Origin of the sequence: Brevibacillus reuszeri, from assembly GCF_002897295.1 — a bacterium.
Classification (GTDB): domain Bacteria; phylum Bacillota; class Bacilli; order Brevibacillales; family Brevibacillaceae; genus Brevibacillus; species Brevibacillus reuszeri_A.
The window spans coordinates 39417-65780 of record NZ_BEXF01000030.1 but is presented as its reverse complement, the minus strand read 5'-3'; the positions used below and the strand labels follow the sequence as shown (position 1 = coordinate 65780).

The window sequence follows — 26364 nt, the reverse complement described above, 5'->3', positions numbered from 1 at the left end:
TAATTTCCGCGGGATAGCTTACTCTCGTTGCCACAGAAAAACACCTCCAAGTTGTCCCCATATCTTACGACATGGTCGCATTCTCTTGAAGGTGTTTTGATTTGTCTCACGTTATGGGGTCAGTTCCATAGTAGGCTGCTTCAGGGCAGTCTTTTTTTTGTTACTATCCGCAAAAACGCGGTCGCTCCTCTTGAGAAAGCCTCGATAGAGGTTTTCTTATTCTATCGGGAGAATAAACGTTGAAAGGAAGTTCGTATAAGAGAGTCTTGCCTTTTGCAAACCAGGATACGGTGGAGCAGAAAACATGTTTGTTAATAAGTGAAAATATTTAGTTAATTCTATCGGTTAATAGTATAATATGAACGAAATGCCTATGCCTAATCACTCGGAGTGGAAACAGATGCCATTGGATGACTTAACATTTTTTTTGGAGAAGCACGAGGCAGAAGTCGTGGAGGAGTTTAGGAAGCAGATCGTCGTAGCCGAACATGACCAATACCGGGGAATGATTCATTTAAATGGACAGGCTATGTATCGATTGGTCGTGGGATATTTAAGTGACAGGATCTCCCAAGAGGATATAAAGCATTTGGCTTACAAGGTTGCGCATGAGCGAAACCAAGCAGAAATTAACATTGGTGACTTTGTATACAACGTTTGCCTGGGAAGGCAGTTAGTTTTTGACTTGCTTCAAAAAGGCCCATTTTCACCTACCACGCTGGTACCAGCTCTGATTAAGATCAATGAGTGCTTTGACATTTTCCTGGTCCACGCTGTTTCGCAATACACGTCAATGAAGGATAGCGACCTGGAAGAAAAAAAGATGTTCATTGAGCGATCCCATAAGGACAGACTAACGATTTTGGGGCAAATGGCGGCCAGCTTTGTACACGAATTTCGTAATCCGCTGACCTCGATTATTGGGTTTTCCAAATTGCTCAAAGAAGATTTTCCTTCTTTGCCGTATGTCGATATTATCGAGAATGAACTGTACCAATTGAATTATCGCGTGTCACAATTTTTGCTCGTCTCCAAAAAGGGAGCGGTATACAAAACAAAAGAGCTCTTTCATATGCAAAATCTTTTTGAGGAAATTCTGGCGTTTTTGTATCCGAATATCGTAGATGTAAATGCAAATATGAAATGCAGCATCGATCCACAGCTCACATTGGATGGGTACAAAGACGAGATAAAGCAGGTATTTATCAACATCATCTCAAATGCGCTGGATGCTCTCCAAAAAAAGGTGGGGGACAAGGAGATTGTGATTGAGGCCTTTCAAAAAGAGGGGGCAGCGATCATCACGATTGCAAATAATGGACTACCTATTCCCGTTGATTTGCAAGCGGTTATTTTTGAGCCATTTTTCACAACCAAGGAATTAGGGACGGGTATTGGCTTGTATGTTTGCAAAGAAATCATTGAGAAGCATGGAGGAACCATAACCTGCGAGTCTTCTGAGGATCGCACGGTGTTTTCCATGGAATTTCTCCAATCGTAAAGAGAAAAAAGCCACACGTCAAAGTGTGACTTTTGTTCACTACTCTTTATTTTGTTTTCGTTGCTCGATGACTTCGTGCACGACAAAGGCCAGGTCATCGTTACCGAACAAGGACAATACGCTAAGCAATGTTGTGTCTGGGATCTCTTCCGCCTCGTTTTTGGGAACGGTGTTTTCCAGCATTTGCGTTAGCAAGGGATTGTCGGATTGAGCGGGATATGCCTGTCGATACAAGGCCTGTGCGTCCAGATCGTGATTGACGCACCACTGGGCGAACACAAGAATCATCATGCCTTCATCTCGCTGGTAAGCCTGAATCACTTGTTCTTCCATTTCTTTTCGATTCATAACTACGCTCCTCTACCTATCGTCTGCCATGAGCTAATTGTAGGCAAGAGGGCGAATACCCGCAAGAAAAAAGAAGCTGAGCACTTACGGAGTTTTTTTCTGGTTGTTGTGATTGGTCAGAACGGGGAGCATGCGCGTGTCTTTTACCATTTCGGACTGGCAAAAGGGGCAGTTAGGGCTTGCATCAAAGGAAAAGTTATCTCTCATCCAGCATGTACAGCCATCATTGCTGCACATCCATACATCTGTTTCCTCTTCTTCGATTGGAACGATTGCTTTTTTAGAGAAATACATAAAAACTCCTCCTTTGCGGGGCATCGTGCACGTAATAACCTCTATTAATGTATGATGAAATTGACATATTTATACCAAGTATTTTCTTGCCTGCCAAAAAACACATATCACAACAGTGGGGTCTTACGGCAAAAGGAATCGACGAAAGCAAAAAGGCAACGGAAGTCAGACTCCGTTGCCTTTTTTTCTATTCAAAAGAAAAGCTTATTCTTGATCAGGAATGAGGATCTGTCCGGTAGATTCATTGCTGGTAATCGCGAGCAAGATCGCCTTTGACAGCGTATCAGGATGATAAGGCTTGATCAAATAGCCTTTGGCACCGAGCTCGAATGCCTTTTTCTTTTCCTCGAATGCACTGGAGATGACGATCGGTATTGTCCGTAGCTCTGGATTTTCCCGCATGGCTTGGATAACCTTCCAGCCATCATCACCGTCCTGTAAAACGAGGTCGAGTACAACGGCATCGGGGCGTAGCTTATCTATCGTCTCCATGGCTTCAGCGGCTTTAGAAAAGGAGTAGACAGTAAACCCGGAACCGATCAGCTCATCACGCAACAGCTCAGACAGGTTCACATCATCCTCAATGATCACGACTTGTCCATTGGATTGACCAGAGGAAGCGTGAGGATTGTCCGTGCGCTCAGAGCTTGTCACTGCAAGAGGCTCTTCAGGCAATGGCAAGGAGACAGTGAACGTACTGCCCTGTCCAGATTCTGAAGTAACCGCAATTTCTCCGTGGTGAATGTTCACGATCTCTTGTACGATCGCAAGCCCGAGTCCTGTTCCACCAATTTCACGGCGATCTGAATTATCGACGCGGTAAAACTTGGTGAACAAATGCGGAATGGCTTCCGCCGGTATTCCCAAACCCTCATCCTGAATGTCTATGAGCAATTGCTTGCCCGCTTCTCGACAGGTGACGCGGATACGGCCGCCTCTTGGCGAGTATTTCACGGCATTGCTGATTAAATTTACGAGCACTTGACGCAATTTATCCCGGTCTCCCAAAATAGCCGTCTGTTCTGTTTGCAAATCAAGCTGGAACGTGTGAGCGGGGGATTGAATGCGATAAGAGCTGAATACCTCGCGAATCAGCTGGTCAATCGCTACTTTTTCGACTTCATAGGTTTGACGGCCAGACTCCATACGCTGCAAGTCCAAAAAGTCGTTAATCAGGGAGGTGAGTCGCTTTGCCTCCTGATAAATCGCGGTCATGTAGCGCTGCTGACGTTCCGGCTTCAATTCTTTATTCAATAAAAGCTCGGCAAAACCGAGGACACTGGCAAGCGGTGTGCGCAGCTCATGGCTGACCGTGCTGACAAACTCTGATTTCATCTGGTCAATCTCGTACTCTTTGGTAATATCCCGGTAGACGAGGAGTGTACTCCATTTTTCCTGATGACGGTATAGAGGTTCTGCGTACAGCTGAATATACCGGGTTTGCGGGTGAGTCAATTCAAAAACAAGACTGCCAGAAGGTAATTCGCCTTCTTCCATGACAACAGAATGGATGTACTGAATCAAGCGATCAGAATCGCGAGTACGATTTTTCAGATGAGAGAAGAAATAATCGAGATGATGCCCTTGCATCTCGCTCAGGCTGTTATAGTCCAATAACTCACAGAAGGTACGATTCACCTGCAGAGTGGCACCGTTTAAATGAACAAGCTGCACGCCTTCCTGAACAGTATCGAGCATATCTTGTGTCATTTGACGCTGCTTTTCTGTTTCCTCATACATGGCCAGCTTGTCTAAAGCCAACGAGATTTGCTTGGCGAGACCGATGGCCAGGAGCTGATCCTGTTCTGCGATTTTGCGGCCGAAGCGGGAAAAAATCATGCAGGCGACCACTTCCTGCACTGCATTCAACACAGGCAGGTAGAGAACAGACGTATGAGACACTTCCTCCAGGTAGCCTTGTTCTCCTACTGTGCTTTCACGCAAAAGGACATAAGGTTCTTTGGTTTCCTGAAGCCGCACAAGCGGGCCATCTGCAAGACCGTGCAATAGCTGATCTACGCCAGTAGATGAAACGCCAAAGCTAGCGACATCTTGCTCTGCATTCAACAAAACGATAACGCCCTTGTCTGCATCCATGACCTCAGTGGTGTTGCGTATGATGCTCGACAAAAGCTCTCGTTTATCCAATGTATTGGATAGTGATTGGACGAGGTGATTGCGTTTTTCGAGATAGCGCTCATTGATCTCCATTTTGGCGAGAGCTTCTTGGAGGTCTTCCTGCTGCACCATCAGCTCATCCTGCTGGGCGAGCAGCTCCTCGTTTTGGGCCATGAGGATTTCTTCCTTGGACTGGATCTGCTTCATTAAAAAGTCGAGCGAGCGGGTGAGCTTGCCGATTTCGTCCAGACGATCCAGATCGGGTAGCTGAGCGGTATGACCTTGTGCGAAGCGATCAGCTTCTGCAGCAAGACGTACCAGAGGGCTGCCGATATCTCTAGTCGTTCGGATGCTTACCCAAAGCGAAATACCGAGGACCATGAGAATGTACAGGATAAACCAGGAGCTCTGCCGAGTCAGGTCCTCAAATAAGAGGCGATTTTCCTGCATCAACATATTTTCGCTCTCTTTGGAATATTTGGTAGCGTAAAATATCAGATTGTTGACCTCTTGATTCAAGCCACTGGAAGAGAACTTACGAAGTGCCTCATAATCTCCGGTTTGTGCATATTTAGACGCAGTAGGGAACACGTTGGTAAAAAAGTTATTGAAAAAGTTCTCAATAGAGGTAACGAGATTTTGTTCCTCACTGGTCAACGGAAGCTTTTTGAATGCACTTATTGATTGCTCTAATTTCTGTTTCTCGATAAAAAGTTCATTGTACTCAAACGGACTTAAAAAAGCATAATAGCCTCTTGCGCGAAAAATGATCTGATTCGTGTGTTCCTTAATTTCTACGATTAAATCCTGTTTTTGTTTGGATGCTTTCAATGTCGTCTGATATTCGGTAAAAGCTTTGTAATTCAAGGACAGAACGATTGCCGCTCCAGCGATGATCAGGGAGAGGAACAAGAGCATCATGGCCGTAAAACGACGAGTGATGCTCTTCCTCAGGAGCTGTCGAAGATCATTCATGCAAGCATTTCCTCCACTTTGCGTACCAGATCACTCGGGCTAAATGGTTTCGGCATGAAATCGTCGGCTCCGGCAGCCCGCATCTTTTCTTGTTCAGTATGCTGGCTTTTCGCGGAGAGGATCAAGATTTTAACTGCCTCCTTTTCTGGCATTTGCTTAACCTGGGTCAAGACATCATATCCAGTCAGCTTGGGCATCATGTAATCCAAAATGATCAGGTCGTACTCGTTTTGACCGATTTTTTGCAGGGCTTCTTCTCCGTCGCAAGCGATATCCAAATCGTGTCCTTCGTCCTCGAGGGTATCTCCAATCAACATGCGCAATACCGCTTCGTCTTCTGCTAACAGTATGGTTGCCATCTTTTTTCCTCCAACAAAATTCGTTGTTATACGACTCGTTTTACCAAGCGCTTGATTCTCGCTTCTAGCTCCCGCATGCTAAATGGTTTGGTCATGTAGTCATCGGCTCCGAGCTGCAGCGCACGGACAATGTCTTGTTCTTCTGTACGGCCTGTGAGCATGATGATCGTATAACGCTTTGCATTCGGCAAATTCCTGATTCTTTGCAAGACTTCCAATCCGTCCATTTTGGGCATAATTCCGTCAAGAATGACGAGGTACGACTCAGGACCCAGATGCCAGTTGTTATTGAAAAAAGCCTCTCCATCCTGAAATTGCTGAACATCAGCATACATCCAGCCATCAAAGCTGGCTTGGACTGAATCGACAAGCATCGTGCGAATCATGGAATCGTCATCGATGATCGCTACCTTTATTTTGACGCTAGGGACTTCAGTTTCGTCAGTCTGTGCAGCGACCTCAATTCTACGGCGGCCGAGATTTTTTGCTGTATACAAGGCCGTATCTGCAGCTTCTACCCAGAGAGGAAAAGGCTTTTCTGCGTCGTCGATCTGTACAACACCTGCTGAAAAGCTCAAGGAAAAAGCTCCCTCGGGAGAATCGAATACTTCTTTGGTAAAGGCGTCTAGTATGTGCTCCAACCGCAGCTTCGCCTCTTGTACAGTGGTTCGTGGCATGAGCAAAAGGAACTCTTCGCCGCCATAACGGAACAAAATATCATGCTTTTCTGCACGTGATTGAATGAAAGTCGCGAATCTGTTCAATACCTGATCCCCGATCAAATGGCCATGCGTGTCGTTTACACCTTTAAAATGATCAATATCCAAAAAGCCGATGGACAGAGGAGTTGAAGTCCGTTGGGCATCAGAAAGAAGCCTTTTATATGTATCGGAGAGAGAATTGCGATTGTATACTCCTGTCAAATCATCTACAAATAAAATCCGGTCCATCCAGCGCTTGCGGCGCAGCTGTCTCTCCAATCTAACGGCAAGTTCCTCGATGTCGAGTGGCTTGCACATGACGTCATCAGCGCCGAGTCGATAAGCATGGAACCGCGTCTGTCGGTCACAATCAATACTGACCACGGTTGTAGGCACATACTGTTTTTTGATTTTTTCACTAAGTGTTTGCATGACTTGAAAACCACCCGTTTCTGGAATGTTCAAGTCCAGAATCAAGCAGTCTGGGTTCATGTCGTGAAAATAATCGAGCGCCTTGTGCGGATACACAGTAGCAATAACTGACCAATTAAGCTTCTCCAAATTTTCTTTCAAATACATTAAAAGCGTCACGTCATCATCTAATATGAGAATAAGAGGCTGGTTTTCGTAGTTGTTCTCTCGTTTAAGGGTAGGATCTTCCAGCAGCACCTCTTGTTCAGGGTGATGCTCATAGCAAAGTGCGATCAAATCAAGTAAAAACGGGCGCCATTCATGTGTTTGCCACTCTTTTGCCTGCATGTGTTCCATTTGATCGAGCAAGGTTTGGGAGAGATCGGACAAATCAGCCAGACCAATCGTGCCAGAAGTTCCTTTTAATGAATGGAGGAAGCGATACAGATCCTCGTGGGAGATAGGCCCGTCCAGACTGAACCACGTTTCCAATTGTTTATGAATATGAAAGAGAAGAGTCTCTCTATACTTCCGCATACTTGTTTGTTCCCCCTGTTTTCCATAGCGGTACAAGCAGTCAAATTGACTGCCTGTACGCATTGTTCAAAGGTCATTCGTTTGATCATTTACTCGCAACTAGGAGGAAGTGTACCATATCAGGAGGGTTTATCCAATGGATGATCTGATCGTAGTAAGAGAGGCTGGCAGGGAAGTAGGTAACACTTCATGAAATAGTAGAAATTACGTTACTGACGGGTAAACTCTTCGTCGAGCAGATACTGTTCTGCTTCTACGTATGATTCAAAGGAAGCCTCGAGATTCATGCCATGGTATACATTAAACAGAGCATCCTCCTGCTGGAGCAGCAGTGTGTTTCCTTTTTTGTCGATCCACGTTTCTTCGACTTGCTCAGGTGTCGAAGCATTTTGGGGGGCGAGCTCACGTTTGACAGACAGAGAGTTAATCGAGGCTTCAATAACTGTGCGCAATTGATCCTCGGAGAAGTCGCGGATATTTACGTAGCCTTTGTCATCCTTTTGATAGCCTTTCAGGAAGGCAGCGAAAACAAAGCCGTTTCCGTTCGGATGCAAGTGATAGACGACTGTTTTTTTATCATGAAGGCTCTCTTCATAATGGAAGTTGATGCGTTTGAGAGAGACGTCGTTGCGAGTCAGCTGTGGGAAAGATTCAATAATCGCCAGTTTTTCTTCAAAAGTAAGCATGGATTCCTCCGTAGGTAGATGGATTTATCCGTCGATTATATCATAGGAGGACAGAAAGAATGAAAAGGGAACGTTATATAGAAGAAAAGAGGGATAAGATGAGTGGAAAAAACCGAAAAGACATCGTGGCTGGACTAGAAGTTGATATCGTTTTAAAGCAGGACCAGAGGACGGGCAAAAGGACACGGGGAATAGTAAAGGATATATTGACCAATTCCAGCACCCACCCGCACGGGATCAAAGTGCGACTGACAGATGGTCAGGTGGGGAGAGTACAGGAGATCGTGAAAAGAGGGGAATGAAAAAAAGGGCAGCTGCGATGACAGTCTGCCCTTTTTGCTTATGTCGTGAAATGAAAAAACGAGTTACCGATACGAATCATGGCTAGGCACCAGCACGTCTTCATCAGATCCCCGCACGATAACAAACGGCTCCAGATTCCCCAGCCCATGCAAGACCGTATTGTGATGAGCGATGATTTGCTCCGCTTGCAATACCGCATTATCAGTGGTGGAGTGGGCATCCTTTACGAGCGTAACATCATATCCGAGTGTCGTCGCCTTTCGGCAGGCACTGTCTACGCAGTACTCTGTCTTGCAGCCCATGATGACCAGATGATTGATCCCGTGAGACTGTAGCTGCTCATGCAGATCCGTTCCATGAAAGGAATCTGTCGCTTTCTTTTGAATAATCGGTTCCCCAGGAAGCGGAGCGATCGCGGGATGAATCGCATAAGCGTCAGTACCGTGATCGGCAACATCTACATCCTGCACATAGAAAACGGGTATGGCTTGGCTGCGTGCCTTTTCAATAACGCCCTGCATTGTATGAACAAATCGTGCAGGCTCATGGACAGGACCAATCCCTGGCCCTTCAATGATTCCTACTTGTGCATCAATCACCAAAAGTGCAGTTGTTCTAATCATAAGCTCCTCCTTGGAGAAGGGGGACTATCGCAGGGACGCCCCCTTTTTGTTTTGTAGTGTGCGAACAAATCTATTAGCATTCCGAATGATATATGTATTCATCATCACCAGCTCCTTCCGTGTCATGGAACCCACGCACAAATGAGTGCCGGATTTCTCTAAGCGAATTGTATCATAGAAGTGGTAATTTTTAGACATTTTTTAACGGAAAAAGACTCTTTCTCTACTGCGATGCCAGTAAAGAAAAGAGTCTTTTTCTCTTTCCCTATGTCTTATGATTCGTTTTCCTTTTTCGGTACAAACTGAAAGATATCATGTGATTCAAAGGAGTCGATCAGCCGAGACAACCACAGATAGTATTCCAAGCCATTTTCGATGCGCTGGATGCTCAGGTTCACACGATCTTTGTTTTCGTCCGTGAGATCTTCCATTTCTTTGAGGGCGCGAAGCTCCTGGAGCGACTTTTTCAAGCCGTGTACGTTTTGCTCACAGGCGTGTCTCCACTTAACCGAAAACAGATCAATGAAGTTCTGGTACCAATCCAGATTCACTTCATAGTGATCCTTCCGCGTCCCTTTTTTCCATATTTTTTCTACCATATTTAAGTCCATTAACGTGCGAACGCCGGTACTCATGCTGGTCTTGCTCATCCCCAGCGCTTCTCCCATTTCATCGAGCGTCATTGACTTGTCCTGAAATAGCAAAGTACCGTACAACAGCCCTGTAGACATGGTGATACCATACAAATCCATGTTGCGGGCAAGGGTCTCGATTACGCGTGCTTGAGCTTTTTCGAGGATTTTTTCCTGGTTCGTATCCATTTGAAAAGAGCAGCTCCTCTAGTCATTTTCACCTGAATAGAATTGTACGTTTCTAAAAGCAAAAAGTAAATGGAGATATTGTACAGTATGTACGAGTAAAACTGCGAATACAGAAAGAAAAGTACGTAAAGTTTTTTCTGAACGCTGAAAATGCCCGATTATCGTGGCTCACCCAGTTTGAGGTAAAAAAAGTGCTTCGTTACAATTGTAAGGGTAAGAAACACCGATCGATGCCTCATCAAGGAGGAGCGCCGCTGATACGTGGGTCGCGCTTATCAATCCTTATATGGAAGAAGAACAGTCCGGAATCGGGTGTAAAAGTTGGAGGTGACCATATGCCCAAGATCAAAGTAGAAAATTTGACCAAAATCTTTGGACGTCAGCCAAGTCGTGCACTGCCCCTAGTCAAACAAGGAAAGACCAAACAAGAGATCGTAAAGGAAACGGGTCTTACCTTAGGGGTTAACCAAGCGAGTTTTGAAGTGCATGCTGGCGAAATTTTCGTCATCATGGGGCTTTCGGGTAGTGGGAAATCGACACTGGTTCGCTTGCTGAATCGGTTGATTGAGCCTACAGAAGGCAAAATTTTAATAGACGGTACGGATATCGTCAGTATGAATACCGAGCAGTTGCAAGAGGCTCGTCGAAAAAAGCTGAGCATGGTATTCCAGAAGTTCGCTTTGTTTCCGCACAGAACGGTACTGGAGAATGCCGAGTATGGGCTAGAGGTGCAAAACATTCCCAAGGCAGAGAGAGAGGCTAAAGCGAGAGAGTCACTTGCACTCGTAGGTCTTGGTGGTTGGGAAAACAGCTATCCAGATCAGCTGAGTGGGGGAATGCAGCAGCGTGTCGGGCTAGCCCGTGCACTTGCCAATGATCCTGACGTGCTTCTCATGGATGAAGCGTTCAGTGCCTTGGACCCGCTGATTCGCAAGGATATGCAGGATGAGCTTTTGGAGCTTCAAAGCACCATGCAAAAAACGATCATCTTTATTACACATGACTTGGATGAAGCGCTGAAGATCGGGGATCGCATCGCTTTAATGAAGGATGGCGCGATTGTGCAAATCGGGTCCCCGGAAGAAATCATGACGAATCCGGCAAACGAGTACGTGGAACGTTTCGTGGAAGACGTAGACCGCTCCAAAGTCTTGTCTGCGGAAAACGTAATGAAGCGTGCAGAAACGATTACGTTAGACAAAGGACCTCGCGTCGCCTTGCAATTGATGAGAGATCGCGGTGTGTCCAGTCTGTACGTGGTAGATCGGAAAAAGACATTGCTCGGTGTCCTGACCGCTGATGCTGTGAATGGAGCCAAGCAAGAAGGTAAAACATTGGAGGAAGTACTGCGAACAGAAGTGCCAACCGTTGGCCCGCAGACGCTGCTCAATGAATTGTTCGATCTGGTCGCGTTTTCCGATATTCCTGTAGCTGTAATTGGCGAACAAAACCGTTTGCTGGGTGTCATTGTAAAAGGGGCCGTCCTGGGCGGTCTGGCAGGAAAAGTAAATCACGAGAATCCACTACCAGTGGATGAGGAAGGGCAGGTGAATAAGGAATGAGCCAATTAATTCCGAAGCTGCCGCTAGATGAGTGGGTAGAAACCATTGTAGATGGACTCGATGAGCATTTGGGATTTTTATTTGACGCGATTTCAACAGGGATTGGCGGAACGGTCGATCTGTTTAACTGGATTTTGACCGGACTCCCATTCTGGCTGATTATCATTTTGTTTACGTTGTTAGCCTATCGGGCTGGGAAGTGGACGATTGCTCTTTTTACATTCATTGGACTTCTTCTGATTCAGAATCTGGGTTATTGGGAGCATTCAATGGAAACACTTGCGTTGGTGCTGACAGCAGGACTGATCTCGGTGGTGATCGGTATTCCGGTAGGGATCTGGTGCGCCAAGAATGATTCGGTGCAAAAGATCGTGACGCCGCTGCTCGACTTCATGCAGACGATGCCAGCGTTTGTCTACCTGATTCCAGCGATCTTCTTCTTCGGGCTTGGGAAAGTGCCGGGAGTCATCGCATCCGTCATTTTTGCGATGCCGCCAACGATCCGCTTGACCAACCTGGGGATTCGCCAAGTGCCTGCAGATTTAATCGAGGCTTCTGATGCTTTCGGTTCGACCTACTGGCAAAAGCTGATTAAAGTTCAGCTGCCGATTGCAAAGACGACAATGATGGCGGGGATCAACCAGAGTATTATGCTGGCTTTGTCCATGGTCGTCATTGCGTCCATGATCGGAGCGAAAGGATTGGGAGCGGACGTCTATCGTGCTGTGACGCAGATTAAAATCGGGGAAGGCTTTGAGGCAGGTCTCGCTATCGTTATCATGGCGATTCTGCTTGACCGCATCACGCAAAGTGTCGGAAAGAGAAAAAAAGCGTAGGAGGGGTTTTCATGAAAAAGGGTACCTTGAAAGGGTTGGCAGTTGCACTTGGACTTTCCGTGGTAATGGCAGGCTGCTCAAGTGGAGGAGCGCCGCAGGATAACAAGCCTGCAGGTGATAATACGGGTACTGCAGCACCGAATAGTGTAGGGGCTCAGGTAGACCACAAAATTATCGGGATTGACCCAGGTGCTGGCTTGATGAAAGCAACCGAAAAAGCGATGAAAGAATACGATCTCAAGGATTGGGAGCTGGTTGAGGGCTCCAGCGCAGCGATGACTGCTGCCCTGACTCAGGCATACAAGGACAAAAAGCCGATTATCGTCACAGGCTGGACACCGCACTGGATGTTCTCCAAGTTTGAGATGAAATACTTGGAAGACCCAAAAGGTGTGTTTGGGAAGGATGAACAAATTCACACGATTGTTCGCAAAGGCTTGAAGGAAGATCAGCCGAGCGCGTATGCTTTCCTCGACAACTTCTCCTGGACTCCAGAGGACATGGAAAAAGTGATGCTTGCCATTCAAGAAGGCAAAAAGCCTGAGGATGCAGCAGCCGAGTGGGTAAAAAACAACGAGGCGACCGTGAATAAATGGGTAGAGGGCATCCAGCCGGCAGAAGGCAAAAAGCTGACCCTCGCGTATGTGGCATGGGATTCTGAGATTGCCAGCACGAACGTTGTGAAGACCGTTCTGGAGCAAAAGCTGAAGTATAAAGTAGAGATGAGCCAGGTCGAAGCTGGTCCAATGTGGGTAGGTGTATCCAATGGCGATGTGGATGGCATGGTAGCAGCATGGCTGCCAACTACGCACGAAGACTACTTTAAAAAGCTGGGTAAAGACGTGGAGGACCTCGGACCTAATCTGACCGGGACCAAGCTTGGATTGGCAGTACCTAGCTACATGGAGATCAACTCCATTGAGGATTTGAAGAAGTAAAGGAATTACGATAGTGAAAGGTACTGTCCCTTTATGTGGGGGGCGGTGCCTTTTCCTAATGAATGAAGTGACCGGGCATGGTAAGATGGTGGAGAAACACGGCAATCCACCATATAAAAAGGAATGAGTGCCATGAAAATCGCACGCAAAGTAACCTCCTAAAATCAAAAGATCTAATCATTTTAGGAGGTTTAACCAAATGGAATTTCATCGAATCGATCTGGACAATTGGAAAAGAAAGCCTTACTTTGATCATTATTTGAACCAGGTGAGATGCACCTTCAGTATGACGGCAAATATCGATATCACTGAATTGCGTGTGCTTCTTCGAGAAAAAGGGGTAAAGCTGTATCCGGCCTTTCTCTATATGGTGACAAAGGCGGTCAATGCGCACCCTGAGTTCAGGACGACTTACGACGCAGAGGGGCATTTGGGGTATTGGGAGCGAATGCTGCCCAGCTATACTTTTTTTCACCAGGATGATCAAACGTTTTCGACAATGTGGACGGATTTCTCAGATGATTTCTATCTGTTTAATGAAAACTATACAACTGACATGAAAACGTATGGCGACACTAAAGGAATCGTGGCAAAAGAAATGGAGCCGCCCTATACCTTCCCTGTCTCCTGCATTCCATGGGTCAGCTTTACCGGCTTTAATTTGAACATATTCGGTGATGGTAGGTATTTGCTGCCGATCATCACAAGTGGAAAATATTTTGAGCAAGAAGGCAAGACGTTGCTGCCAGTTTCCCTGCAAGTTCATCACGCAGTTTGTGACGGATATCATGCGAGTCTATTCCTAACCGATTTGCAAAAATGGGCAACGGATTGCAAGGATTGGCTGATTGTTCGGTGAGTGGCTGTCAAATAAGCTTGCGGCTGTGAGAGTGAATAGACATGGGCGGACATCTATTGGTGTCCGCCTTGTTTTTTGCAAATGCCTCAGTAGCTCATTTCACACCTTTACTCTCACGAATGGGTGGCCACGCATGCGCTTTCCCGACAGTATCCGGTGTGGGAGCAAAAACCCGGAGTACTAGATTGAAATTACCGTCTGGTGCAGGAAGCCAGTTTGCTTCTTTGCCTGGCGGCGGTTCTTTTTGAATGGATAGATCGAGGGAGCCATCCGAATTGTAGACGAGCGTACCTGTGTTGCTGCGAATCGAGGTGCGATTTGCTGCGGTGCTCGCCAAGTAAAGCTGATTGTTATAGATGTTGATCGACCAAAAAGCGGATGTTTGCGGCAATTGATCCTTTGCAAAATGCAGCGTGTAGCGTTTGGTGCCTGTCAGCATTGCGCCGCGTTCATCGGTATACGCTCGGAAGTACATTTCCTCTTCAGGAACATTGGCAGCGAGGCCGGAATAAGCGATGAAGGCACGCGCGAGAAATTGGTTGCCATAGGTGCCGATAGGTGAAAAAGAACCCCAGCCGTTGCGAACCGTCGTATAAGGAACAAAGCCATTTTGCACGATCTGGGGAGCGTCTGTCAGAGCTCGTTTTAGTCCAGCAATTGTAGCAGGCCGGAGCTTGTCAGGAGAAAAGCCATGCTCTGTGTCAATTCCTGCTAGAGCGAACTGGTCGAGCAAGACGCGATCACAGGCTGGTGGCGGATTTTTGCGAATCATCTCTGTCATGATCTGAAAAAAAGATAACGATGTGAGCGCATCGACTGGAATCGTCGGAGATACTTGTGGGACAGCGGCCTGCTTCGTTTGGAGCATGGGCGAGAGTGTAATCTGTTTTTCAAAAGCAACCGCTTGTGGCAAATCGCCTTCATCTTTTACTTCTACTCGTCCGATTAGCCAAACGGTATCCGTTGGTGTTTGAATCAGCTCGGTATTGGCCGGGATAATTCCTCTCCAATTGGGGCCAGCAATCATATAGCGTCCGGATTGCTGCTTGGTGGAGCGATTGGATACATTGCGAAACGTATTCGTGTAGGCATCCAGCATTTGTACGGTGTAGTAGCGATTCTGCGGGTTGTCAGGCACCTTCAGGATCATCGGAGACTGTGACAAATCAAGCCAGGCGCTCATATACAACGTATCGGAGTTGGGAGTGACAATATCCCGAAACGCAGGGGAAGCCAGTGTTTCCGAATAGAAAAACTGATTGAGCGGCGCGCGAGTTTGAGTCATTTCACCCATCGTTTTGGCAGTAAGAACGAGAGGATAGCCATACACATAAGCCTGAATGCCAAGTGAATATGCGAGGTCCTCCTGAGACTGCCCGAGCTGCTTTAGCCTTTGGGCCATGGGAAAGGGCTCAGGGGTAGGGGGCTTGGTTTGTGCTGCATGCACCGTCAAAGCGACCGGCAGGATTAATGCGAAGCAGAGAACAGAAATAAAAAGCTCAAAGATTTTTTTTCGATTGCGAAGCATATTGACCCTCCAGTACCGATAAAAGTCATTCGATATGCACTGGTATTCTTCGCGGGAGCATGGCTATTTTATGCAAAAGAAAAAGCCATCCGAAAAAAGGATGGCTAAGCTCACGTCAACGCGCAAGGGGGCTGCCATTCCTCGCACGCCTCGACCAAGACACCTGTGGTGTTCAGTAGATCGTAATCACGCCAGCGCTTGCCCACACACTGGATGCCAATGGGAAGTCCATCTGTGTCAAAGCCAATCGGCATTGTTACGACGGGACTTCCGGTCACGTTAAACAGATTCGCATAATAAGTGGTGGCGATCCAGTAATTTTGTGGCTTGCCGTCAATGTACAGCGGCTCCTTGTAGATGGGCTGATAGCCTACCATCTTTGTTTTTTGGAGATGCGGAAAGGCGGTTGTGCTGCTAACCGGGCATAGAAGCACGTCATATCCTGCCATGAATTGCTCAAAGCTGCGGATTAGCTGCTCACGCTTGGTCAACACGCGCATGTAATTTTTAAATGTGAGCGGGACAAGCATGCTCGCTGTAGGGACTTCCTGGCTTACCTTACGTGTTGCCAGATAGGATAGACCTCTTTGGATGATGGAGGCAGTCGAGTTTAGCTCGGCATCGATCATCTTTCCCCATGTTTCCCACGCTGCCCGGATATCGAATGGAGGAGAGGTGATCTGCTTTACTAAGATACCTTGCGAAGCCAGCTTCTGGACAAAGCGGCGAAGCGCTTCTTGAATGGAGCTGCTGACGGGATAGCCTGGCAGCTCGTCTATCCAGCCTACCCGCAGCGGAGAGGTTGACGGTGAGGGAAAAGAAGCCTGCGGTCCATTCGGCAATCCCCCTGCATATCCCTGACTCCCTGCAATAATCGCAAAGGCTGCCCGTACATCCTCAATGGAGCGAGTGAGCGGACCATAGCAAGCCAAATGACGAGAAGAAGCATAGTCAGCCATTCCTTCAAAGCCAGGCATATGACCGGACGCGGGTACCGCACCTTCCGTTGGCTTTAGACTGAAGACACCGCAATAATGAGCTGGAATTCGGAGCGATCCGCCAATGTCGCTGCCGATATCCAAATACGAAAGTCCAGCAGCGACAGAGGCTGCTGATCCGCCGCTGCTGCCTCCTGCAGTACGGGTATCATTCCAGGGGTTGTTGGTTCGACCATAAATATCATTGTCTGTTTGAATATCCATCAGCAGAGGCGATACATTGGTTTTCCCAAGCAGGACGGCACCTGCCTGCTTCAATCTGCTGACCACGGCAGCGTCTTTATCTGGCACGAAGCCTTTCAGTGCTGTACATCCAGAGGTGGTTGCAAGCCCCGTCGTGGCGAACGAATCCTTGACCGTAATCGGGACGCCATGGAGTGGGCCGCGAATTTGGCCGCACTTGATTTCTTTGTCTGCCTCTCTTGCGGTGTGAAGTGCAGCTTCTTCATCCATGGCCACAATGGCGTTTAGACGTGGGTTATGATCGCTGATTCTTTGCAATGCGAGTTTGGTGACTTCCTCTGCGCTCACTTTTCTAGTCTGGATGAGTGCTCCAACCTGTGTGGCGGGTACATAGGCGAGTTCATGCATATCGATCGCTCCTTTCGCCACCTAGCGTACGACAGGTGCTTGGGGAAAACTTGATCGAAAATGCGATTTCACCTAAGGAGTAGATAAAACAGGAACGTAAATATAGCAAAGAGAGTCAGGGTGATCCACGCCTAAAAAACGTTCGTCATAATACTCGAAATCATACGGTGCAAATAGCAGATTGGCTGACTGGGAAAACCAGCTGCCGTAAATATATTGATAGGTGAGTGGGAGGTTTTGCGTTGGTCCCTTGTGTGTAAAGACCAGATAGCTTGCCGCAGGCAGCCTCCAGCGCTCTACTCCATCCAAGCTCTCTTGTTTGGACTCAAAAACTGAAACTGGCGAGGCTTCCAAACCAGCTAAATACGTGAAAGATAAATCGAGACCAAAGGCATCCGGATATCGCAGCACACCATAGCGGGGAGCTTTTACAGTGGTGTCTGCAGTTTCCTTTGCCTGACTCAAGCGCTGCCAGCCGAATAGGATGTCTTTCTGACTGATTGTGTCACACGAATATCCGACAATCTCCTTGTCAAATTGAATCGTCGTATGGAGCGGCTCGATCCGATGCGACTGGATATGGCGGAGATAAGATACCTGCAGCTTTTCCTTCATGGCGAAGCGCGGCATCTTTCCCGTTTTTCGCAGGGCCGAGGGAGTCAGTCCAAAACGCTTGGTAAAAGCTCTAGTAAAGGCCTCATGTGAGTCGAATCCAAAGGTAAAAGCAGCGTCTGTCACGCTTTTTTGGCGCAACGATAAGTATTTGGCGGCTTCTGTAAGTCGCCTTTTGGTGATGTACTGCCCGACCGTTTCTCCTGTGACATGATGAAACAGGCGTTGAAAATGGTATTTGGAATATCCGATAGACGATGCGACCAGGTCCACTGTCAAGACTTCGGTTAAGTGACGCTCGATAAAAGAAAGGGCATCCGCGATGCTTTCCAAATAGTTCATGGGTCCCTCTGAGCTAGAAATAGTTTTCCAGTAGGATACCATAACTTCCAGATTCATTGTGCAAGAAAATATACCTAGTCTGTGCAGGAGAAAAGTAACGAAAAAGTAAATAAGAGTTCGCTTATATTAAGTAATATTGAATTATTTATCCTTAATTTTCTATTTTTATTTTGAATTAGGAAAATATTCCTTGTAAGATGAGGTGGTTCTTGAAAAAAAAGGGATTGAGGGGTAACAAATGCGTAAACAAGCTTGGCTATCATTTTTCATGGTCTTCCTATTAAGTTTTGGAATGCTGCTTCCGGCAAGTGCAGAACAAAAATTAAATTATGTGGAGCCTGGAACAAAAGTAGAGATGGAAGGCAAATTCTCATTCACAGTTCCGGAAAACATGGTCTACCTCAACAAAGAGGATACGATCAAAATGGAGCAACAGACGGGTGATATTCCGACGAACGATGAAATCGGTAGCGTTTTGCCTATCGAAGAAAACCAGGACTGGGCTTTGTTCATGGAATATCTAGATTCCGGTCACATCAGCGATGACGAGCAAAACGAAATCGATGCGGACGCTCTCTTGCAAAGCTATAAAGATGGCACAGAAGAGGCAAACAAACAAAGAAAGCCGGAGGAGCAGTTTCATGTAGTTGGCTGGAATGTGAAGCCTGCCTACAATGCTGCTACTCATGAGTTGGAATATTCGATGCTGCTGGAAACAGAAAGCAAAGAAAAATTTCTGAACTACAAGCTGCAGATTTTGACCAGAACCGGTCACGTTTCTTTCATCCTGGTAACCGATCAGGCGAATTTGGAAAAGGACAAAGCGACACTTCGCTCGTCTATCCTCAAAAATTTTGTGGTTAAAGAAGGCCATCGCTATACCGATTTTGATGCCAAGACCGATAAAGTAGCCGAATACGGTCTGACTGGATTGATTTTGGGTGGACTTGGACTTGCTGCCGCGAAGAAATTAGGCTTTTTAGCACTGATTCTTGCTTTCGCGAAAAAAGGCTGGATTCTGATTGTTGTAGCCATAGGAGCAATCGGTGGCTTGGTGAAAAAGCTACTCGGCAAAAAGAACAAAGCGGCTCACAACGAATCGGATGAGGATAGACCGTCCGCGTAAATAGAATGATAGACCTGACAGCTTTTCTCCGCATGGGAACGGGGAAGAGCTGTCTTTTTTTGGTTTCTTGAAAAAAGGGATTCAAATTCCAGCAAAAAAGCCAGAATGTCAGTGAAGAGGGGGAGAATAGAATGGAGTAGGACAACGTATTTACGGAGGTAAACCTTGGAACAGCATTTGGATTTATTTTTGATGAAATACGGATATGTGGGTATCTTTTTTTCGCTGGCATTAGGCGTAATCGGATTGCCGATACCTGATGAGGTATTGATGACCTATGCAGGGTATGCGGTTTCGCGTGGAATTTTGAATCTGCCCTTTACTCTGCTTAGCGCATTTTTAGGGGCATCCGTGGGAATTTCGGTCAGCTATGCGATTGCAGCGAAGTGGGGACTCCCCCTGCTTTTAAAAGTAGGGCCTTACCTGCATGTTACTCCGAAAAAAATTGAATCGACGCAGAAGATGTTTGCCCGGTATGGCCCCTATCTTTTATTTTTTGGCTATTTTTTGCCAGGGGTTCGTCACATAACGGCTTATTTGGCAGGTGTTGCCTCTATGGACTTCCGGCGATTTGCTGGCTTTGCCTATGCTGGTGCGATGCTGTGGAGCCTGACGTTTCTCATGCTGGGACGAGCGCTTGGTAAGGAATGGTACAAGGTCATCATTTTTATTCGCCATTACGGGCTGGTGACTTTGCTAATTCTGGCATCCATTGTCATCGTCATCTTTCTCTATAGAAGGTACAAACTAAGCACCAGGACATGACGAAGGGAAGGCATCCAGTTGATAAATCAGTCGCGACTCTCTACGAAAACGAAGCAGTATGCGCTCATCTGCATCCTGATTATTGCTGTCAGCCTGTTTGTATTCGGCAAGCTGGGACAAGAGATGCTGGAGCAAGAGCTGTACGCATTTGATTCCTTTGTGATCGCAAAGATTCAGTCACTCATTACGCCAAAGCTCACATCTGTGATGTTTTTTTTCACTTTTTTTGCCTCGACATGGTCATTACTTACGTTAACAGTGATCTCGATTGGGCTCATGCTTTGGCAGCACAAAAGATGGGAGGCGCTCTTTTTGCTGCTGGCACTAGGTGGCGGTATGGCGTTCAATCTGTTGTTAAAATGGATTTACCGTCGCGAAAGGCCTTCGATACATCGATTGGTTGAAGAAAGTGGATACAGCTTTCCAAGCGGGCATTCAATGGCTGCTTTTCTTTTTTTCGGGATGATGGCTATGCTTCTCACATTATTTGTTGTTTCACGAGCAGCGAAAGCCGTCATTATTCTTGCATCGGTTGTCCTGATTTTACTCGTTGGGATCAGCAGAATTTATCTCGGTGTGCATTATCCAAGTGACGTCCTGGCCGGATTTGCGGCTGGGGGAGTATGGCTCGTCATGTGTCTTTTGGGATTGAAAATTGTGGTGGAGACAAGGAGTTGAAAAAAACCCTTTACAAACCGACGGTCGGTACGTAAAATAAAAAATCATAACGATATTTCCTACTTAACCCATTGTGAGAAATGTAAAGGAGAGCTGCCTTATGTTAGCCACTTTGTTCTGGATTTTTGTTGACCTCATCCCTTTTATTGTAGCATTTCAGGTTGAACCACAGGCGCTTGGCTTTGGTATCGGTTTTGTGCTTGCCGTGCTGATTTATTTGTTTCAGAAAAAGAAGTTTGGCGAAGTAACCACGATCATTGCCATCAAGGTTTTTTACTTCTTTTGTGGATTTTGGGTCGCGCTGCTTTTTCCGGCTTTTCATCTGTTCGATTTCACCCAACTGTTCATGTATGGGATTCTTACGCTTGCAGCGGTTTGGTCGCTGTTGATCAAAAAGCCATTTACACTGCAATACGCTCGTAAAGTAGTTGCACCTGAGTTCACAGAGCATCCGCTCTTTTTAGCCTCTAACTTTTGGCTGACAGTGATTTGGGCCGTTGCGTTTGGTTTGTCCTTAGTTTGCTCGACATTGTATGCGATGGCGCTTGTTTCCGGGGAAGCTGGGGTTACACTGGTTCATATATGGAATTTGCTTGGGCTTGCAGCAACCATTTTAGTTCGTCCGATTGCACGGCGTTATTTCTTGAACAAACAAGGGTAAGGGAAGGGGCTCAAAATAAAGAGCACCTTGTTTTTTGGATGATAACAAACCGACAGTCGGTTTAATAAAAAGATAAAAAGGAATGATTCCACGGTGGAGAATAAAAAGCCTCGTAAAAAGTTGATTTTGCCCGCTATTCTCTTGCTCGTCTGTGCTGTCGTTGGATATTACGCCTATCAGGGCTACTTTTATGTAAAGACAGAGGATGCCATCGTGACTGGAGAGATTTACAAGATTGCCCCCAAGCTGTCCGGGAAGCTGACGCATGTGACGATAGAGGAGGGTAGCCAGGTCGAGCAGGATCAGATTGTGGCGGAGCAGGAGCAGATAAATGCCAATAGTCCTGTGCAAATGGAAAATTTGATGATTCGCACACCCATCAGCGGCGTCATCCTTCAGCGAGCAGCAAAAGAGGGAGAAGTCGTTGGAGCAGGCAATACAATTGCGCTTGTGATCGACAAAAGAAAGCTATACGTGCAAGCAAACATCGAAGAAACAGAAGCGGGGTCTATTCAGGTAGGGCAAGTGGTTGATATTCAACTGGATAAATACCCTGGGCATGTTTTTCATGGGACGGTAAGCCGGATTGGAGAGGCTACCCAGTCTACGTATTCTTTACTGCCACCCGTTAATGCAGGAGGCAATTTCACTAAAGTGACACAGCGAATCCCCGTTAAAATTTCGTTTGTGGAAGGTCCGTATGATTTTCAGCCAGGCTTGAATGCCAAGGTTACCATACACGTGAGGTAAGGGTGAGGATGGATGAATCCGCAGAAAAACTTTTGGCCCGGAGTATTTGCAATCGTGCTGGGAACCTTTATGGCTGTGCTTGATACGAGTATTGTCAATGTCGCGATCCCAGAAATGATGAACGTCTTTGGGGCTTCCACCGAAGAAATTCAATGGGTCGTCACCAGCTACACGCTAACGATGGCAGCAGTCATTCCATTGGCTGGCTATTTGGGAATTCGGTTTGGCGTGAAAAAAAGCTATCTTGCCAGTCTTTTTCTCTTTACTGCAGGCTCCCTGCTATGTGGGCTGGCTTGGAGCAATGGCAGCATGATTGTTGCCCGGATTATTCAAGCGGCAGGTGGCGGCTTGATGATGACGATTGGTCAATCGATGATTCAATATGTCGTGCCACGAGAAAAAATGGGGCCAGCCATGGGCGTCTTCGGGATTTCGGTTTTCGTCGCGCCAGCTGTCGGCCCAACACTCAGCGGTTATTTTGTGCAGCATCTGGATTGGCGCTTTATTTTTACGGTGAATATTCCGTTTGGGCTCTTGGCGATGCTGCTCGTCTGGCGCTTTTTGCAGGAGGGAGAAACGAAAAAGGAGCATCCGTTTGACCTTGCCGGTTTTATTTGGTCAGCAACAGCGCTGGTGTCACTGCTGCTTGCGGTCACCAAAGGGGAAGAAAAGGGCTGGGACTCGTTTCCGATCGTCTCGCTTTTGCTTCTCTCTTTGATTAGCGGTTATTTGTTTATCACTCGCGAGCTGGACGCTGAGCATCCACTGGTCGATGTCCGCTTGTTCGCCAAAAGGGATTTTACACTGGGGCTTTTGGTGAACAGCCTGATTATGGTGGGCAACTTCGGAGTGATTTACCTGCTGCCGATCTACTCGGAAAACATGCTGGGACACACTGCTATGGATACGGGCTTAATGATGCTTCCACAAGCGATTGCCTCGGGTATCGTGACACCCATCTGCGGAATGTTTGCTTCGCGGATTGGATTAAAGCCTCTGATTGTTGCAGGTCTGCTGTGCTGCATCGTGCCCGGCTATTTTCTCTCCCAGATCGATCTGAATACAGACTTGAGCACGCTTCATTGGCTACTGGCACTTCGCGGCTTCGGTCTTGGACTGTGTCTCATGACCTCGATGCAAATCCCGCTTCTGGCAACCAATGATCCGGAGCGTGTGCCTGCTGCTTCGGTCATTACCAACATTTCCCGTCAGGTTGCTACCTCCATCGGGATTGCAGGGTTAATTAGTTTATTCTCGCGACGTGGTGTAGAGCATGCAGCACAGATGAGTGAACAGATGACGGCGACGCAGCCAACGGTAATCGATACCCTCGGACAATGGCAGCAGATGTATTTGGCAAAAGGACTTTCCGTACAGGAAGCGTACGAGTCAGCGCTGCAATTAGGGAGTCAGCTCGTAAAAAAATATGCGGCGGTTTCGGCTTTGCAGGATAGCCTGCTTGTCGCAGCGCTGGTGCTGGTTGCGGCGCTCATCGTGATGCTTGTAGTGAAAGAAAACAACGCGGTCCAACAGTCTGCCGAAGAAGCATCCCAGCCAGTGATGCTAGATTGATGGAAAAGGAAAGGGGATAGGATGATGAAAACACATAGCATGAAAGTCATCGTGGGAGTAGGCATTGCCGCTTTGCTCTTGTCAGGCTGCGGGAGTGCTCAGCCAGTAGAATTGCGAGTGGCATCGGCCCAAGGAAGCACTGCGCCCCAGAGTGAGAAAAACGCCCGCGTGTTCACAGGGAAAATGTTCGGACTTGAGGAGGTCACGATTTATGCCAAAGCGGCAGGGAGAGTCGCTTCGGTTCGCTATGATATAGGTGATCGAGTTGAGGAAAACGCAGTGTTGTTTGACCTAGAGAAAACAGAGCTGGAAGCCAGTCTGCAAATGGCAAAGGCTGATTTGGCGCAAGCAAAAGCCAAGTGGGGGGAAGCCAAAAAAGGAACGCGTCCAGAAGAAGTAAAATATGCAGAGGCTGGCTGGCAGCAGGCGATAAACAAGTATCAGGATGTAAAAAATGGCAAGCGACCAGAGGAGCTTGTACAGCTTCAGGCTGCCTTGCAATCGGCAAAAACAGCGTATGAGCTGTCAACAGCAAAAAAGGAACGGACGCAGGTACTCTTTTCACAGGGAGCAGTCTCCGAGCAGGCGCTGGAGGATGCCCAAGCAGCAGTAGCGCAGGCAGAAGCGCAGTATAAACGAAGCGAAGAAGAGCTCGCTCTGGCTAAAGCAGGCGTAACCGTACCAGCTCTGCAGGCACTAGAGGCCAATGTTGAACAGATGAAGGCATTGTATGACAAAGCCAAAAACGGCTTGACGCCAGAACAGCTCGCACAGTTCGAAGCCAATGTACAGAAGGCAGAGGCAGCTGTAAGCAATGCAGAGTACCAATTGAAAAACGCAGCTGTCATCAGCCCGCTCAAAGGATACGTAAGCGCCAAAAATATTCATGCAGGTGAAATGGTAAACGCGAGCCTGCCTGCGATGACTGTGGTGAATACAGATCAAATGTATGTAGTGATCGGCGTATCGGAGGCAGACATCGCCCGGTTTACAGTGGATGAGCAAGTCGATGTAACCGTACCAGCAACCCATGACAAGCTGCGGGGGAAAGTAGCACGAATCAGCCCCAAAGCAGATGCAGGCACGAATACGTTTACCGTAAAAATTTTACTCGATAATGCAAAAGGGCTCCTTCGCTCAGGGATGACAGGAGAAGTGCAGCTCTAACTAACGCCCCCTAATCGCCAGACTGTCTTTTACAATGCGTACAAATTCCAGCTCTTGTTCTCCTTGTGCCGAAGATTTTGCCAGATCCAGTACGTCTCGCAGGGAGCCTTCCTCTGCCCATGGACTTTTGCGCAAAATCTCGGCGAACTGGGCAGCAGCAGCGAGGAATTTCAGGTCGGGAGCAAGCTCGCTTTGTACTTGTACGGGCTGAGCCACTTCTTCTACCTGTTGGGAGGCTGCATCATGGTAGCGGATGCGAACAGTTCCCAGCTCCGTATTACTTGCAGGCTTCAGCTTCACCTCGTATAATGCCGTCACACTGTGACCAGCTCCGACCTCGCCAGCGTCTGTCTTGTCATTGCGAAAATCCTCATCGCGAACATCGCGGTTCTCGTAACCGAGCAGACGATATGCCGCTACCTTTTTCGGATCAAATTCGACCTGGATTTTGACGTCGCGCGCGATTGTTTGTAGAGTACCCGTCAAAGCTTCGGTAAAGACACGTCTCGCCTCTGAAAAGGAGTCGATATAAGCGTAGTTTCCTTGGACTTTGTCCGCCAGCTGCTCCATCAAAACGTCGTTGTAATTGCCCATGCCAAAGCCAAATGTACTCAAATAAATATCCTTTCGTGCGTAGTCCTCAATGGAACGCAAGATGCCTCTTGCACCGGTTTTACCGACATTGGCGACGCCGTCAGAGCAAAGAATGATTCGATTGATTGCACCGCGTTCAAAGGACCGTGAAGCCATTTCGTAGCCGAGAGTCAGTCCTTCCTCCACATTGGTAGAGTCCTCGGGAGTCAGGCTACCGATCGCAGCCAAAATTCTGTGCTTGTCATCAATAGAGGTAGGCGGTAGCAGTACGCGGCCTTGGGAACCATAAACGACAATACCAACTGTGTCTTCTGGTTGAAGCTGATCGACGAGGACGTTTAGGCTTTTTTTCACAAGCTCCAGACGATTTTCACGATCCATCGACCCTGAAACATCGATGACAAAAACCAGCTGGGCGGGTTTTCGCTGCTCTGCTGTTATTTCTTTGCCCTTGATGCCGATCCGAACCAGCTGGGTTCCTTTATAAAAGGGAGAGGGGCCACCATCGGCAACAATGGCAAACGTCTGCTTTTCAGGAGCGGGGTAGGCTGTAGGAAAATAATTGATGAATTCCTCTACGCGCACCGCTTCGGGAGGCGGAAGGGAGCCGTCCCTGACATAGCTGCGCATCACGGTGTAAGAGCCTGTATCGACATCAGCGGCAAAGGTCGAGAGATGATCGGTTGCAGTCGATACGAATGGATTGGTGCCGTAGTCTTGGAAGTACATCTCGTTTGTTCGCGTATAAGTAGGCTTCTTCTTGAAGGCGTAATCGTAATCAGCCATCCTTTTGCTAAGCTCCGAGCTTTGCGCGGTATTTCCCTGATTTGGAGCGCTGGAGACTGCCTGATTGGAAGTCGGTGACGGCATGCTCTCCGTTAACGCTGAGGCTGGCTCTACAGAACTTTGAGTGGCAGGATTGCCAGCACTACAACCGATTAAGGATGCGACTAGAATGGTGATACCACTTGCATGTGTCATTTTTTTCATCTCTCTATAGCCCCCTTTGCTCTATGAGACGTGGAAAAAAAAGGATTGTTACAGCGAAAGGGCTGTTCATTGTGCGAATTTTGTAGCAATAAAGTCTTCTGCACTTGTATGATGGAGA

25 protein-coding genes are annotated in these 26364 nt (G+C 47.3%); 13 read left to right on the top strand and 12 right to left on the bottom strand.

Annotation, left to right across the window (positions count from 1 at the left end; all coding sequences use genetic code 11):
* The first annotated feature begins 400 nt into the window (after positions 1 to 400).
* Complete coding sequence (locus C3B52_RS30390; RefSeq protein ID WP_103110096.1) at positions 401 to 1501, top strand: histidine kinase N-terminal domain-containing protein; 1101 nt, start codon at positions 401 to 403, stop codon at positions 1499 to 1501.
* A 39-nt stretch (positions 1502 to 1540) separates the two neighbouring features.
* On the opposite strand, the gene C3B52_RS30385 is transcribed toward C3B52_RS30390, so the two are convergent.
* The 6 genes from C3B52_RS30385 to C3B52_RS30360 all read right to left on the bottom strand — a co-directional run bounded on the left by C3B52_RS30385 (position 1541) and on the right by C3B52_RS30360 (position 7930).
* On the bottom strand, positions 1541 to 1849 hold the full coding sequence (locus tag C3B52_RS30385) for a hypothetical protein (protein ID WP_103110095.1): 309 nt from the start codon (positions 1847 to 1849) through the stop codon (positions 1541 to 1543).
* 84 nt (positions 1850 to 1933) lie between these two features.
* Positions 1934 to 2143 (bottom strand): cold-shock protein, encoded by a 210-nt coding sequence (locus tag C3B52_RS30380; protein ID WP_103110094.1) that lies wholly within the window; start codon positions 2141 to 2143, stop codon positions 1934 to 1936.
* 204 nt (positions 2144 to 2347) lie between these two features.
* A complete protein-coding gene (locus C3B52_RS30375; RefSeq protein WP_103110093.1) occupies positions 2348 to 5236 on the bottom strand; it encodes an ATP-binding protein in 2889 nt (962 codons plus the stop codon).
* The gene (locus C3B52_RS30370) at positions 5233 to 5595 is read right to left on the bottom strand and encodes a response regulator transcription factor (RefSeq protein ID WP_103110092.1); all 363 of its coding nucleotides are present in this window, start codon (positions 5593 to 5595) and stop codon (positions 5233 to 5235) included. Before C3B52_RS30370 ends, C3B52_RS30375 begins: the two co-directional genes overlap by 4 nt.
* A 26-nt stretch (positions 5596 to 5621) precedes the next feature.
* Entirely contained in the window at positions 5622 to 7244 is a 1623-nt protein-coding gene (locus tag C3B52_RS30365) for a response regulator (RefSeq protein ID WP_103110091.1), read from the bottom strand.
* Positions 7245 to 7453: 209 nt separating this feature from the next.
* Positions 7454 to 7930, bottom strand: a complete 477-nt coding sequence (locus C3B52_RS30360; protein ID WP_103110090.1) for a hypothetical protein — start codon at positions 7928 to 7930, stop codon at positions 7454 to 7456.
* Between the two features lie 98 nt (positions 7931 to 8028).
* Here C3B52_RS30360 and C3B52_RS30355 point away from each other — a divergent pair, with 98 nt between their 5' ends.
* Complete coding sequence (locus tag C3B52_RS30355) at positions 8029 to 8232, top strand: YwbE family protein (RefSeq protein WP_103110100.1); 204 nt, start codon at positions 8029 to 8031, stop codon at positions 8230 to 8232.
* 63 nt (positions 8233 to 8295) lie between these two features.
* On the opposite strand, the gene C3B52_RS30350 is transcribed toward C3B52_RS30355, so the two are convergent.
* Both C3B52_RS30350 and C3B52_RS30345 read right to left on the bottom strand, forming a co-directional pair.
* Positions 8296 to 8856: a cysteine hydrolase family protein gene (locus tag C3B52_RS30350; RefSeq protein ID WP_103110089.1), complete on the bottom strand. Its 561-nt coding sequence runs from the start codon at positions 8854 to 8856 to the stop codon at positions 8296 to 8298.
* A 272-nt stretch (positions 8857 to 9128) separates the two neighbouring features.
* Positions 9129 to 9677, bottom strand: coding sequence for a GbsR/MarR family transcriptional regulator (locus C3B52_RS30345; RefSeq protein WP_103110088.1), 549 nt, complete (start codon positions 9675 to 9677; stop codon positions 9129 to 9131).
* Between the two features lie 335 nt (positions 9678 to 10012).
* Here C3B52_RS30345 and C3B52_RS30340 point away from each other — a divergent pair, with 335 nt between their 5' ends.
* The 4 genes from C3B52_RS30340 (at position 10013) to catA (ending at position 13872) form a co-directional block, all read left to right on the top strand.
* Entirely contained in the window at positions 10013 to 11239 is a 1227-nt protein-coding gene (locus tag C3B52_RS30340) for a quaternary amine ABC transporter ATP-binding protein (RefSeq protein WP_103110087.1), read from the top strand.
* Positions 11236 to 12075, top strand: a complete 840-nt coding sequence (locus tag C3B52_RS30335; RefSeq protein WP_103110086.1) for an ABC transporter permease — start codon at positions 11236 to 11238, stop codon at positions 12073 to 12075. The genes C3B52_RS30340 and C3B52_RS30335 overlap by 4 nt, the downstream gene beginning before the upstream one ends.
* Before the next feature lie 11 nt (positions 12076 to 12086).
* Positions 12087 to 13013 (top strand): glycine betaine ABC transporter substrate-binding protein, encoded by a 927-nt coding sequence (locus C3B52_RS30330; RefSeq protein WP_103110085.1) that lies wholly within the window; start codon positions 12087 to 12089, stop codon positions 13011 to 13013.
* A gap of 199 nt (positions 13014 to 13212) precedes the next feature.
* A complete protein-coding gene (gene catA, locus C3B52_RS30325; protein ID WP_103110084.1) occupies positions 13213 to 13872 on the top strand; it encodes a type A chloramphenicol O-acetyltransferase in 660 nt (219 codons plus the stop codon).
* A 94-nt stretch (positions 13873 to 13966) separates the two neighbouring features.
* Here the strand turns inward: catA and C3B52_RS30320 are convergent, their stop codons facing one another.
* From C3B52_RS30320 to C3B52_RS30310, 3 genes are all read right to left on the bottom strand, one after another.
* The gene (locus C3B52_RS30320) at positions 13967 to 15400 is read right to left on the bottom strand and encodes a DUF1254 domain-containing protein (protein WP_103110083.1); all 1434 of its coding nucleotides are present in this window, start codon (positions 15398 to 15400) and stop codon (positions 13967 to 13969) included.
* Positions 15401 to 15510: 110 nt separating this feature from the next.
* Positions 15511 to 16989, bottom strand: coding sequence for an amidase (locus C3B52_RS30315; protein WP_103110082.1), 1479 nt, complete (start codon positions 16987 to 16989; stop codon positions 15511 to 15513).
* 72 nt (positions 16990 to 17061) lie between these two features.
* Complete coding sequence (locus tag C3B52_RS30310; protein WP_103110081.1) at positions 17062 to 17943, bottom strand: AraC family transcriptional regulator; 882 nt, start codon at positions 17941 to 17943, stop codon at positions 17062 to 17064.
* Positions 17944 to 18181: 238 nt separating this feature from the next.
* Between C3B52_RS30310 and C3B52_RS30305 the strand changes: the two genes are divergently transcribed.
* The 7 genes from C3B52_RS30305 (at position 18182) to C3B52_RS30275 (ending at position 24662) form a co-directional block, all read left to right on the top strand.
* Positions 18182 to 19069, top strand: a complete 888-nt coding sequence (locus tag C3B52_RS30305) for a DUF2167 domain-containing protein (protein ID WP_103110080.1) — start codon at positions 18182 to 18184, stop codon at positions 19067 to 19069.
* A 165-nt stretch (positions 19070 to 19234) separates the two neighbouring features.
* Positions 19235 to 19834 carry a DedA family protein gene (locus C3B52_RS30300; RefSeq protein ID WP_235615904.1) on the top strand — a complete coding sequence of 200 codons (600 nt, stop codon included), beginning with the start codon at positions 19235 to 19237 and terminating at the stop codon, positions 19832 to 19834.
* Positions 19835 to 19852: 18 nt separating this feature from the next.
* Positions 19853 to 20512, top strand: coding sequence for a phosphatase PAP2 family protein (locus C3B52_RS30295; protein ID WP_201264965.1), 660 nt, complete (start codon positions 19853 to 19855; stop codon positions 20510 to 20512).
* 100 nt (positions 20513 to 20612) lie between these two features.
* On the top strand, positions 20613 to 21173 hold the full coding sequence (locus C3B52_RS30290; protein ID WP_103110079.1) for an amine oxidase: 561 nt from the start codon (positions 20613 to 20615) through the stop codon (positions 21171 to 21173).
* A 93-nt stretch (positions 21174 to 21266) separates the two neighbouring features.
* A complete protein-coding gene (locus tag C3B52_RS30285; RefSeq protein WP_103110078.1) occupies positions 21267 to 21923 on the top strand; it encodes an HlyD family secretion protein in 657 nt (218 codons plus the stop codon).
* Between the two features lie 12 nt (positions 21924 to 21935).
* The gene (locus C3B52_RS30280; protein WP_103110077.1) at positions 21936 to 23495 is read left to right on the top strand and encodes a DHA2 family efflux MFS transporter permease subunit; all 1560 of its coding nucleotides are present in this window, start codon (positions 21936 to 21938) and stop codon (positions 23493 to 23495) included.
* Positions 23496 to 23519: 24 nt separating this feature from the next.
* Positions 23520 to 24662 (top strand): HlyD family secretion protein, encoded by a 1143-nt coding sequence (locus tag C3B52_RS30275; RefSeq protein ID WP_235615903.1) that lies wholly within the window; start codon positions 23520 to 23522, stop codon positions 24660 to 24662.
* On the opposite strand, the gene C3B52_RS30270 is transcribed toward C3B52_RS30275, so the two are convergent.
* Positions 24663 to 26246: a vWA domain-containing protein gene (locus C3B52_RS30270; RefSeq protein WP_103110075.1), complete on the bottom strand. Its 1584-nt coding sequence runs from the start codon at positions 26244 to 26246 to the stop codon at positions 24663 to 24665.
* Positions 26247 to 26364: the final 118 nt, after the last annotated feature.